This window comes from Bacillus sp. HY001, from assembly GCF_007558965.1.
Classification (GTDB): Bacteria; Bacillota; Bacilli; order Bacillales; family Bacillaceae_G; genus Bacillus_A; species Bacillus_A mobilis.
The window spans coordinates 283,048-294,902 of sequence record NZ_VLTE01000005.1 but is presented as its reverse complement, the minus strand read 5'-3'; the positions used below and the strand labels follow the sequence as shown (position 1 = coordinate 294,902).

Here is an 11,855-nt window from a genome sequence, read left to right as displayed (position 1 = left end):
GAGGGGAATGAATAGAATGAACTTAGATTTTTCGGCGATTACGCCTTCGATACCATATATACTAAAAGGCCTAGAAGTTACTTTGAAAATTGTAGCAGTATCAGCGCTAGTAGGATTTATTTTAGGAACGTTATTAGCGCTTTGCAAAATTGCTAGAATACGAGCATTAAATATAGCGGCAGATTTTTATACATCAATTTTCCGTGGTACACCACTTGTATTACAATTAATGATTATTTATTTCGGTGTCCCGCAAATAATTGGTTATGATATACCAGCATTCGTAGCAGCTGTATTAGCATTTAGCTTAAATTCAGGTGCATATATGTCAGAGGTAATTCGTGCCGGCATTCAAGCGGTTGATAATGGACAAACAGAAGCAGCGATGGCTTTAGGGATACCTTACGGAAAAATGATGCGAAATATTATTTTCCCTCAAGCATTAAAAAATATATTACCAGCGCTTGTGAACGAGTTTGCGACACTTACGAAAGAATCGGCTGTAGTAACAGTAATAGGAGCGACAGATTTAATGCGCCGTGCTTACATTGTAGGCGGTGAGACGTTTAAATATCTTGAACCATTACTTTTTGTTGGACTAATTTATTATATGCTAGTCATTATTCTTACATTAGTCGGGAAGGCAATTGAAGGGAGAATGAAGAAAAGTGATTAAAATTGAAAACCTTCATAAATCATTTGGAAAAAACGAAGTATTAAAAGGAATTACAACAACGATTGAAAAAGGGGAAGTAGTAGCAATTATTGGACCGTCTGGATCAGGGAAATCAACATTTTTACGTTGTATGAATGTGTTAGAAGCACCGACAAATGGTCAAATTTGGATTGGAACGGAAGAAGTAACGAATCCGAAAACGAATATTATGCACGTTCGTGAAAATGTCGGAATGGTATTTCAGCATTTCCACCTATTTCCTCATATGACTGTATTAGAAAATATTACGTATGCTCCTATCAATGTAAAAGGAGTAACGAAACAAGAAGCTGATAAGAAAGCCGAGAAACTTTTAGAAAAGGTCGGTTTATTAGATAAAAAAGATACGTATCCAAACCGTCTTTCGGGAGGACAAAAGCAACGTGTAGCAATTGCGAGAGCGTTGGCGATGGAACCAGAAGTTATGTTATTTGATGAACCAACATCAGCACTAGATCCAGAGATGGTAAAAGAAGTGTTAGAAGTTATGAAATCATTAGTTACGACAGGAATGACAATGGCGATTGTTACACATGAAATGGGATTCGCAAAAGAAGTGGCAGATCGTGTTCTCTTTTTAGATGGTGGAAAGCTTGTAGAAGATAGTGCGCCAGCAGAATTTTTTGCAGCACCGAAAAGTGAACGTGCGCAACAATTTTTACAAAAAATATTGTAATATGTAACGGTTACGTGAATAATAAGTAGAAAAGGATGACATTGTGTCATCCTTTTTTTATACTAACTGTAAATACGTTTATACATATAGGAGCAGTGCTATGTTCAAAATTGGATACCGTACAGTAAAAACAGCAATAGGGACAGGCGCAGCAGTTTTTATTGCTCAGTTATTAGGATTAGAATTTTATAGTTCAGCGGGCATTTTAGTTATATTATGTGTACAAAATACGAAACGTAAATCACTTCAAGTATCGTTACATCGTTTTTTAGCTTGTGTATTATCAATGGTATTCGCGTTTTGTATTTTTGAAACAATTGGATATACACCGCTAGCAATTAGTATATTATTACTTACATTTATTCCGACTGCAGTTATGCTTAAAATTCAAGAAGGTATTGTCACGAGTTCAGTTATTGTGATGCATCTATATTCATTGAAACAAATTACATGGCTTATTGTTGGAAATGAAATTGCGATATTAACGATAGGAATTAGCGTGGCTTTATTAGTGAATATGTATATGCCAAGTAGTGAAAATAAGCTAAAAGAGTATCAGGATACAATAGAAAGTAATTTTAAAACAATTTTGTTTGAAATGGTCGTTTATTTACGAAACAGAGAAAGTAGTTGGAGCGGGGCAGAACTTATTGAAACTGAAAATATGCTAAATGAAGCAAGGGATTTATCGTTTAAGAAACTTGAGAATGCATTTATGCGAGAAGATGGCTATTACTATCGTTACTTTAATATGCGTATGCAGCAATTCGAAATTTTAGAGCGGATGATACCATTAGCAGCTTCTTTATCATGGACATATGAACAAGCTGACATGATTGCGGATGTGGTTGAAAACATTGGGAATGCTATTAGCCCTGAGAGTACTGGGGTTATTTCCTTAAGACAGCTGCAAGAAATGAGAGAATTATTTAGAGACATGCCATTGCCCGTTACACGTGAAGAGTTTGAGATACGTGCGAAGCTTGTTCAACTTGTGTATGAAATGGAGCAATATTTACTCATTAAAAGTCGTTTTAAGGGAAAGGATAATATAAAAGAACTTATATAGAAGGTAGGAATTACTTATGCCGTATCTTCTCTCTTTCATATTATGTTTTTCTTTATCGCCTATTTGGCCTCTTGGTGATAATCCACGTGCCGGAGATCCTTTCATTATTGTAAATAAAGCGACGAATAAACTAGCTTATATTGACGATGGAAAGATTCAAAAGGTTTTTCCAGTAGCGACAGGGAAAACAAATGAATTAACTCCAGAGGGAACTTTTGATGTTGTAATGAAAGCGAAGGATCCGTATTATATTGCAAAGAATATTCCCGGGGGATCACCGAAAAATCCGCTTGGGTCAAGGTGGATTGGATTTAATGCAAGAGGAACTGATGGAAGTAAATATGGAATACATGGAACAAACCAACCTAGTTCGATTGGAAAGTATATTTCACAAGGATGTATAAGGATGAAGAAAAACGATGTGGAGTATTTATTTGATCGCATTCCAATTGGAACGAAAGTATGGATTGTGAAGTCAAAACAATCATTTCAGCAATTGGCAAAACAAAAAGGAGCCATTGCATATGAAAAAGCCAACGAAAAGGTTGGCTTTTTCTATTGTAATAAGTTGTATTGACATGTGTACATAACCATGAGTTAATGAGAGTATAGAAAGATAAAGTAAAACTTTAATCAGTGGAAGGTTTTTACCCGCTGACTATCAGCCCGCACCAATCGGGGTAAAAATTAGATAAAGGGGTTGCTCATATGTACTTGAATCCAAAAATTTCGTATATGCAATTTTTTATGGGATTTCTATTTGTTATTACATTCATATTGGCAACTTTTAATATATGTTCTTATCTCGTAGCAATTGTATGTATGGCATTACTCAATCTTACTTTTGTTATTGGAGCATTTCAGCAGAAACAATATACAAGTTTTATAACAGCACTTATAATGTCATTTTCCTTTAGTATTGTAGCGATTGTGCTTTATATAAAATAAACCATCTCGATATCGAGATGGTTTATTTTGTTATGTATAAAGAGTAAAAAAAGGACGAAAACATCGTCCTTTTTACCAAAACATACTTGCGCCAGCAAGTAATGTTGTTACAAGCATAGAAATTAGCATGACATAAACCATAACTTTTTGAGCTTTTTTATGCATCGTTAAACCTCCTTGCAAATCAGTACAATATCATTGTAACGAGAAATGATATTGTGGACAAGGGGAGAGAAGTGACAAAATTCGAGAAGTGTGTGTAAAGTATAACAGGAAATTTGTATGTATGTAGAGAATATATAATAATGATAGAGTATAAGTTTTTTGTTATGCAAGCTGAAGAATGGAGATACGATGATGAAAATATACGAAACAAATCGTTTACATTTAAGGGAAATTGATGAGTCGTATGCTGAAAAAGTTCTTCAATATTACGACAGAAATCGTGAATTTTTAAAAGCTTGGGAAGAGTATAGACCGGATGATTTTTTTACGTTAGATTATCAGAAGAAAAAGTTACAAAAGGATAGAAAAGAGTTTGCAGAAGGTAAAATCATCAGACTTTGGATTTTTAAAAAGGGTGATGATACAAAAATTATTGGGTGTATTTCATTTAATTTAATTGTTCGCGGCATTTATCAATCTTGTGTGCTCGGCTATAAATTAGATAAGGCAGAATTGAATAAAGGCTATACGACAGAAGCGCTTAGGAAAGCTATTCAAGTTACTTTCGAAGAATTTCAGTTACATCGTATAGAAGCACCGATTATGCCACGAAATTTAGCATCTATACAAGTAGTGACGAAGATAGGTTTTCAATATGAGGGCGTGTCTAGGAAGATGTTAATGGTAAATGGAGTATGGGAAGATCATATGCGCTGGGTATTGTTAAATGAGTAATAGAAAGCAGATGGTTATCTAGACATATAAACCGTCTGTTTTTTGTCTTGTATTTCGAAACTTTTGCGAAATTCTGTTATAATTAATAGTGTTACATACATAATGGTAGTGCAGGAGGCGCAGTATTATGATTAATCAAGAACGTTTAGTAAATGAATTTATGGAATTAGTACAAGTAGATTCTGAAACGAAATTTGAAGCAGAAATTTGTAAAGTATTAACAAAGAAATTTACAGATTTAGGTGTAGAAGTATTTGAAGATGACACAATGGCTGTTACTGGTCATGGTGCAGGTAACTTAATTTGTACTTTACCAGCAACAAAAGATGGTGTTGATACAATTTACTTTACTTCTCATATGGATACAGTAGTTCCTGGTAATGGAATTAAGCCCTCTATTAAAGATGGATATATCGTATCAGATGGTACTACGATTTTAGGTGCGGATGATAAAGCAGGATTAGCATCAATGTTCGAAGCAATTCGTGTTTTAAAAGAGAAAAATATCCCGCATGGTAAAATTGAATTTATTATTACAGTTGGAGAAGAATCTGGTCTTGTTGGTGCAAAAGCATTAGATCGTGAGCGCATTACAGCGAAATACGGTTACGCATTAGATAGCGATGGAAAAGTTGGTGAAATCGTTGTTGCAGCTCCAACACAAGCGAAAGTGAATGCAATTATTCGCGGGAAAACAGCTCATGCTGGTGTAGCACCAGAAAAAGGTGTATCTGCAATTACTATTGCAGCAAAGGCAATTGCGAAGATGCCACTTGGTCGTATTGATTCTGAAACAACTGCAAATATTGGACGTTTTGAAGGTGGTACACAAACAAATATCGTTTGCGATCATGTACAAATCTTTGCAGAGGCGCGTTCTTTAATCAATGAAAAAATGGAAGTACAAGTTGCGAAAATGAAAGAAGCATTTGAAACAACTGCAAAAGAAATGGGTGGTCATGCAGACGTTGAAGTAAACGTTATGTACCCAGGATTTAAATTTGCTGATGGCGATCACGTTGTAGAAGTTGCAAAACGTGCAGCTGAAAACATTGGCCGTACACCTTCTCTTCACCAAAGTGGTGGCGGAAGTGATGCAAACGTAATTGCAGGACACGGTATTCCAACAGTTAACTTAGCGGTTGGTTATGAAGAAATTCATACAACAAACGAAAAGATTCCTGTTGAAGAATTAGCGAAAACAGCAGAATTAGTTGTTGCAATTATTGAAGAAGTAGCGAAGTAATGTAATAGAAAAAGCGTGTAAATCATAATTGATTTACACGCTTTTTATTTTGATTCGATTGCTTTTACAAGGCGGATCAGCCAATATAAGAAAATCCATGGCAGTATATCATTTGTTATAATGCCCAGTAGACTTGGAAGAATCCCTGCTACGTTTATATTAAAAATAGGGAGTAATAAATAATTAATTAAAATGATTAATATAATAATGAGAAATGTATAGTTGAGTTTACTGTGTGATTTCATAACAAATCACTCCTTTTACAATAATATCCATCACTCGTATTAAGTATAGCAAAAATAGGGATAAAAAGAATAAGTAATTATTATATTGTGCATGAATTTGATATAATGAAGGAACAAATGTTCTTTGAAGGGGTGAGTACTATGCGAGAAATGTATCCGAAAAAGGGTCGTGTTATTTTACATGTAGATATGAATTGTTTTTTCGCATCTGTTGAAATTGCTCATGACCCATCATTACAAGGAAAGCCGTTAGCGGTTGCTGGAAATGAAAAAGAAAGAAAAGGAATTATCATAACATGTAGTTATGAGGCGAGAGACTATGGAATACGTACAACGATGCCTCTTTGGGAAGCGAAAAGGTTATGCCCGCAATTAGTTGTAAGGCGTCCTAATTTTACATTATATCGTGAAGCTTCATTTCAAATGTTTCAAATCCTTTCCCGTTTTACGGAAAAAATACAACCAGTCTCAATAGATGAAGGGTATTTAGATATTACAGATTGTTACGCACTCGGTTCGCCTCTTGAAATAGCAAAGATGATTCAACAAGCATTATTAACAGAGTTACAGCTGCCGTGTAGCATCGGAATTGCTCCAAACCTTTTCCTAGCAAAAACAGCTTCTGATATGAAAAAGCCTCTCGGTATTACTGTGCTTCGAAAACGAGATATTCCAGAAATAATTTGGCCACTTCCAGTTGGAGCAATGCATGGAATTGGAGAAAAAACAGCTGAAAAATTAAATGATATTCATATACAAACAATTGAGCAGTTAGCAAAAGGAAACGAACATATCATTCGCGCTAAAATTGGAAAGCATGGTGTTGATTTAAAGCGGCGGGCAAACGGTATGGATGATAGGGAAGTTGATCCGAGTCAAATGGGACAGCATAAAAGTGTTGGTAATTCGATGACCTTTTCAAAGGATATGGATGAAGAGAAAGAATTACTTGATATGTTAGAACGGCTATCAAAATCAGTGAGTAAAAGATTACAAAAGCGAACTCTTGTCAGCTATAATATTCAAATTATGATTAAATATCATGATAGGCGGACAGTAACGCGGAGTAAGCAATTGAAAAATGCGATTTGGGAAGAACGAGATATTTTTCAGGCAGCATCTCGCTTATGGAAGCAACATTGGGACGGTGATTCCGTCCGTTTACTAGGTGTTACAGCTACTGAAATAGAGTGGAAGACAGAATCGGTGAAACAATTAGATTTGTTTTCATTTGAAGAAGATGCGAAAGAAGAGCCACTACTTGCTGTCATCGATCAAATTAATGATAAATATGGAATGCCCCTTTTACAACGAGGTAGTCAATTGTTACGTAAGCAAGAAAAGTCTTTTCAGCAAAAATTAGAAAATAAGTTTATGTAGAAGGTGTCATGAAGCTGTACATATCATGACACCTTTTATTTTTAACTTGCTTCTAAATCTAATGAAGTTTTCCAACCAGCTGCAGTAACGCCAGCTTCTAATAGCATTCTACTCACTATTTTTTCAATTAAGACTGCTGCATTTGTATTGCAATGTAATGTAGCTTGTATACACACTTTTTGCTTAGAATCTACGTCTTCACTATACAATTCTTTTAAACCAATGCCTTCAGAACTGACCATATGCATAAGTAAAAACCGAATATGGGCTTCGTGTTCTTCTGAACAAGTAAGAGAAAGGAAGTAGTTCGTTTGTTCAGGTGATTCTTCTTTTGATTTTTGATTCATAAAGAGAGCGATTGGACGGAGTAGTATATTTGCCAGTAAAACGCCGGTTGCACCTAATATAGCTGCAACGAGGAAACCAGCGCCTGTAAGAGTACCAACAGCAGCTGCGCACCATAGAGTAGCCGCAGTATTAAGCCCTCTAATACTAAAACCATCGCGGATAATAACGCCGCCTCCTAAAAAACCAATCCCACTAACGACTTGAGCGGCAATACGTGAGGGGCTAGCATCGTGATCAAGCATGACGGATAATAAAACAAATATACAGGCACCAAGTGATACGAGAGCATTTGTCCGTAATCCAGCCATCCTGTGTCTCCATTGCCGTTCCATTCCGATGCAAGCACCTACAATAATTGCGATAAATAATCTTAATACAATGTCATACCATACCATCATGGTCACCTCCATACATATAAGTCCATGTTATGTTTTTGAGAATGAGTGGGTACTCCCACTCATTCTCATTTCTATCCCGCTATTTGCGGGCTGATGAAAGCTTCACTTTATAACCAGCTATGAAACTTTTTAATATAAACTTTTTTTAGGAACTGTGTTAAGAAAGCATAGCCTAATAGTATTCCTATTAACCAAGGGAAGTAGCTAAGTGGTAATGCTTGTAATCCAACAGCTGCTCCAAGTGGCGAGAATGGAATATAAATTCCGATTGCCATAATACAAGCGGTTAATAAAAGAACTGGTATTGATGCAGTACTTTGAATGAACGGAATCTTCTGTGTTCTTATCATGTGAACAATTAAAGTTTGTGTTAGTAATCCAACGACAAACCAACCAGATTGGAATAATGATTGTTCGCTAGCTGTATTTGCGCCGAAGACGTTCCACATGACTACATATGTGATCATATCAAATATGGAACTAATTGGACCGATACAAATAATGAAGTTCCGTAAATTCGCAGTATCCCATTTTCTTGGTTTTTCTAAAAACTCTTTATCCATTTTGTCCCATGGAATAGACAGTTGTGAAATATCATAAAGCAAGTTTTGAATTAAAAGGTGAATGGCAAGCATCGGCAAGAAGGGGATGAAAGCACTTGCTACTAACACACTAAATACATTTCCAAAGTTAGAGCTAGCTGTCATTTTAATATATTTTAAAATGTTTCCAAATGTAGTGCGTCCTTCTAAAATACCTGCTTCTAATATGGTTAAACTTTTTTCGAGTAAAATAATGTCGGAAGACTCTTTTGCAATATCGGTAGCAGTATCAACAGATATGCCAACATCAGCTTCACGTAATGCTACGGCATCGTTAATGCCATCTCCCATATAACCTACAGTGTGTCCGTTTCCTTGTAATACTCGTATAATGCGAGATTTTTGCATTGGATTTAGTTTAGCAAATACAGTTGTTTCTTCGGCCAATTTTGCTAATGCTTTATCAGGTAAAGAATCGATTTCGTAACCAAGGACAGGCTCACCGATATTTAATCCAACTTCTTTGCAAACTTTTCTTGTCACGATTTCGTTATCGCCAGTTAAAATTTTTACTTGTACTCCATGTTTCTGTAATGCTTGAATGGCAGTAGCTGCAGATGGTTTCGGTGGATCTAAAAAGCCGATATATCCAGCGAGAATCATATCATTTTCATCTTGTACCGTGTACTCTGTATCATGTATTGGTCTATCTTTTTTATAAGCTACAGCAATAACACGCATACCTTCACTATTTAATGTCTCACTTAGTTGTTTTACATGTGAGCGCATGTCATCGGTAAGAGAATCAACTTTTCCATCTACTTCAGTGTAGTTACAAATAGATAAAATTTCTTCTACTGCCCCTTTACAAACCATTGTATGTTCACCTGAAATATCTTTCACGATGACAGACATACGCCGGCGTGCAAAATCAAATGGAATTTCATCTAGTTTTTGAAAAATGGATGGATTAAACTTCTGGTTTTCTTCTGTATGTTTCATAACAGCTTTATCTATTAAATTTTTCAATCCTGTTTGATAGAAGCTATTTAAATAGGCGAAGTGTAATACACGATTACATGTATTACCGTTTGGATCTAAATGCCGGACAAGTACGACTTTATCTTCTGTTAAAGTACCTGTTTTATCGGTACAAAGAATGTTCATAGCACCTAAGTTTTGAATAGAATTCAGTTGTTTTACAATTACTTTCTGTTTAGACATGTTAACGGCACCTTTTGCTAAATTAGCAGTTACAATCATTGGTAACATTTCAGGTGTGAGGCCAACAGCAATTGCGATAGCGAAGAAGAAAGCCTCTTGCCAATCCCCTTTTGTGAATCCGTTAATGAGAAGAACGATAGGCGCCATAATAAGCATGAATGTAATTAAGAGCCAGCTTACTTTGTTTACACCTTTATCAAAGCTTGTTTCTACTCGTTTGCCGATTACCTTTTTTGCTAAAGAGCCGAAATACGTATCGGTACTTGTGGAGATGACAACAGCTTTTGCACTACCACTTACAATATTTGTACCCATAAAACAAAGGTTTTCCATATCGAGTGGATTGTAATTTTTTTTCATGTTTTTCGGTAACATATGTTTATTCTCTGTATGGTAGCAGTTTTCATACTTTTCCACAGGAAGTGCTTCCCCAGTTAAAGAAGACTGATTCACAAATAAATCTTTAGCTGATAGAATACGCACATCAGCCGGAACGATATCACCGGCTGAAAGTGAAATAATATCGCCAGGTACAAGTTCTTCAATTGGAATTTCGGTTGAATCATTTTGCTTCAAATTCATTACGTTTTTTGTTTCGTGTACAAATCCATCTATTCTAAAGACGCTTGCCGTTGTTCGAACCATAGCTTTTAACTGATCCGCAGCTTTTTGAGAACGAAATTCTTGTAGAAAGCGAATCGTTGCACTTAGCATTACCATTACAGATACGACAATGGTTCCTTGTATGTCATCTGTGAAAAAAGAGAGTGCGCCGAGAGCTAATAAAACAAAAATAAATGGATTTTTAAATGCCAGTAGAAATTGAATGTACCACGGTGATGTTTTATTATGAGCGATTTCATTCGGGCCATATAAAGTAAGTCTACGAGCCGCTTCTTGTTTAGAGAGTCCATCTTCTGTTGTTTCTAAAAGTTGTAACGCCTTGTTTGCACCTTGTGTTGCGACTTCCACCAATAATTCGTTATTTGTTTTCATGCGATCTTGATCGTATGAATGTTTTGTTTCTTGTCTTTGTAAATTTAACATCGGTAGTTCCTCCTTTTTCATGAAGGAGGAAACAATCTGTTACTCGACTATTTAAAATTAGGAGGAACAGCTTCTTTCCTACCTACATGATGAAATATTAATGTAATACATATGGGTATCTGGGCCGAATCATCAATTGCCAACTGTTCCTCACCTCCGTACAATTTAGTAGTTTCTGAATATGCTATGTTTGTTTCATAGTAAGGTGCATATATAAAAAGACCTTTACTCAAAACGAGTAAAGGTCTGAATTCGCAGTTAAAAGAGTCCACAACAAAGACTGTTAGTAAACATAGATAAAAACAGTTTTTGTGTATGACAAAAATACATGCACCTCTCCCTCGTTGAGTTTTAGCACTGTATAGCATAGGTACTGAAACCAGCTACGTTAAGAAAGGCCTTCATTCCGACCTTTCCTGTTGACCCATTGGCGTCTCTCGACATTTTTGGGCAGCAGCGTTTCTCTATACAGGAGCCTCACCTAACAGAGACCATATTCAATTACAATTTGAATGTTAGCACTGTAAATTTATAGTGTCAATATATTTTTTTTGAAAAATCAAATAGGTTTATGATGGCTATATAGTAGGAAATAAGCGGAGTATTTTTGAAATAGGATTGGAAAATAAATACTGTAATGAACATAAATAAAAAGCACTGATTACAGTGCTTTTTATTTATAGATTATGAGATTGTAGCATTTTCAAAAATAACAATTTCTGAACTGTTTGTTGTTGAAACGCGTTGTGCGTAATATGTTAAAGCTGAAGAAATATATGTTGGTAACGAATCATTTGTATGTGTTGTTGTATATTCATGGATTAATTCTTTCAAAGTCGTCCATTCTAATTGTGCTGGGTGATCAGACACGAAAGAACTTACCCAGCGGTCAAATGAAGATGAAAAATCAGTTTGTAAACGAAATGCTTCTTTCATAATAAAACGCTCCCTTAAAATGTAGTATAATCATTTTAACATAAAACACGAACGATTACTAAGTTTTTTAAGTATAACGTTCGTGATATATAGTTGTCTAGATGATTGGTTATGTAAATTCGATTTGCCATTTGAAATAACATTCCGTAAGATAAAAGGTAGATTATATAAAGAGCTGGAG

13 protein-coding genes and 1 riboswitch are annotated in these 11,855 nt (G+C 35.5%); of the genes, 8 read left to right on the top strand and 5 right to left on the bottom strand.

Annotated features, from left to right (window positions below):
- Positions 1 to 16: 16 nt before the first annotated feature.
- The 5 genes from FOT98_RS04215 to FOT98_RS04195 all read left to right on the top strand — a co-directional run bounded on the left by FOT98_RS04215 (position 17) and on the right by FOT98_RS04195 (position 3,408).
- Positions 17 to 676, top strand: a complete 660-nt coding sequence (locus tag FOT98_RS04215; protein ID WP_063260851.1) for an amino acid ABC transporter permease — start codon at positions 17 to 19, stop codon at positions 674 to 676.
- Positions 669 to 1,391, top strand: a complete 723-nt coding sequence (locus FOT98_RS04210; protein WP_063260852.1) for an amino acid ABC transporter ATP-binding protein — start codon at positions 669 to 671, stop codon at positions 1,389 to 1,391. Before FOT98_RS04215 ends, FOT98_RS04210 begins: the two co-directional genes overlap by 8 nt.
- 100 nt (positions 1,392 to 1,491) lie before the next feature.
- Positions 1,492 to 2,460 carry an aromatic acid exporter family protein gene (locus tag FOT98_RS04205; protein WP_000472675.1) on the top strand — a complete coding sequence of 323 codons (969 nt, stop codon included), beginning with the start codon at positions 1,492 to 1,494 and terminating at the stop codon, positions 2,458 to 2,460.
- 16 nt (positions 2,461 to 2,476) lie between these two features.
- Positions 2,477 to 3,037 (top strand): L,D-transpeptidase, encoded by a 561-nt coding sequence (locus FOT98_RS04200; protein ID WP_063260853.1) that lies wholly within the window; start codon positions 2,477 to 2,479, stop codon positions 3,035 to 3,037.
- A gap of 131 nt (positions 3,038 to 3,168) precedes the next feature.
- Positions 3,169 to 3,408 (top strand): DUF3894 domain-containing protein, encoded by a 240-nt coding sequence (locus tag FOT98_RS04195; protein WP_061678088.1) that lies wholly within the window; start codon positions 3,169 to 3,171, stop codon positions 3,406 to 3,408.
- A gap of 72 nt (positions 3,409 to 3,480) precedes the next feature.
- On the opposite strand, the gene prli42 is transcribed toward FOT98_RS04195, so the two are convergent.
- Positions 3,481 to 3,573, bottom strand: coding sequence for a stressosome-associated protein Prli42 (gene prli42 / locus FOT98_RS32240; RefSeq protein ID WP_000549040.1), 93 nt, complete (start codon positions 3,571 to 3,573; stop codon positions 3,481 to 3,483).
- A gap of 189 nt (positions 3,574 to 3,762) precedes the next feature.
- Here prli42 and FOT98_RS04190 point away from each other — a divergent pair, with 189 nt between their 5' ends.
- Positions 3,763 to 4,308 (top strand): GNAT family N-acetyltransferase, encoded by a 546-nt coding sequence (locus tag FOT98_RS04190; RefSeq protein ID WP_033657628.1) that lies wholly within the window; start codon positions 3,763 to 3,765, stop codon positions 4,306 to 4,308.
- A gap of 127 nt (positions 4,309 to 4,435) precedes the next feature.
- A complete protein-coding gene (locus FOT98_RS04185) occupies positions 4,436 to 5,554 on the top strand; it encodes a tripeptidase T (RefSeq protein WP_000609805.1) in 1,119 nt (372 codons plus the stop codon).
- A gap of 44 nt (positions 5,555 to 5,598) precedes the next feature.
- On the opposite strand, the gene FOT98_RS04180 is transcribed toward FOT98_RS04185, so the two are convergent.
- Complete coding sequence (locus FOT98_RS04180) at positions 5,599 to 5,799, bottom strand: hypothetical protein (protein WP_061678090.1); 201 nt, start codon at positions 5,797 to 5,799, stop codon at positions 5,599 to 5,601.
- Positions 5,800 to 5,940: 141 nt separating this feature from the next.
- Here FOT98_RS04180 and FOT98_RS04175 point away from each other — a divergent pair, with 141 nt between their 5' ends.
- A complete protein-coding gene (locus FOT98_RS04175; RefSeq protein WP_061678091.1) occupies positions 5,941 to 7,179 on the top strand; it encodes a DNA polymerase IV in 1,239 nt (412 codons plus the stop codon).
- A gap of 41 nt (positions 7,180 to 7,220) precedes the next feature.
- Here FOT98_RS04175 and FOT98_RS04170 read toward each other — a convergent pair whose 3' ends face one another.
- The 3 genes from FOT98_RS04170 to FOT98_RS04160 all read right to left on the bottom strand — a co-directional run bounded on the left by FOT98_RS04170 (position 7,221) and on the right by FOT98_RS04160 (position 11,674).
- Positions 7,221 to 7,922, bottom strand: coding sequence for an MgtC/SapB family protein (locus tag FOT98_RS04170; protein ID WP_061678092.1), 702 nt, complete (start codon positions 7,920 to 7,922; stop codon positions 7,221 to 7,223).
- A gap of 110 nt (positions 7,923 to 8,032) precedes the next feature.
- The gene (mgtA, locus tag FOT98_RS04165) at positions 8,033 to 10,738 is read right to left on the bottom strand and encodes a magnesium-translocating P-type ATPase (protein ID WP_063260854.1); all 2,706 of its coding nucleotides are present in this window, start codon (positions 10,736 to 10,738) and stop codon (positions 8,033 to 8,035) included.
- A gap of 328 nt (positions 10,739 to 11,066) precedes the next feature.
- A riboswitch (M-box (ykoK) riboswitch) is annotated at positions 11,067 to 11,234 on the bottom strand.
- A gap of 188 nt (positions 11,235 to 11,422) precedes the next feature.
- Entirely contained in the window at positions 11,423 to 11,674 is a 252-nt protein-coding gene (locus FOT98_RS04160) for a DUF3932 family protein (RefSeq protein ID WP_000656495.1), read from the bottom strand.
- Between the last annotated feature and the right edge of the window lie 181 nt (positions 11,675 to 11,855).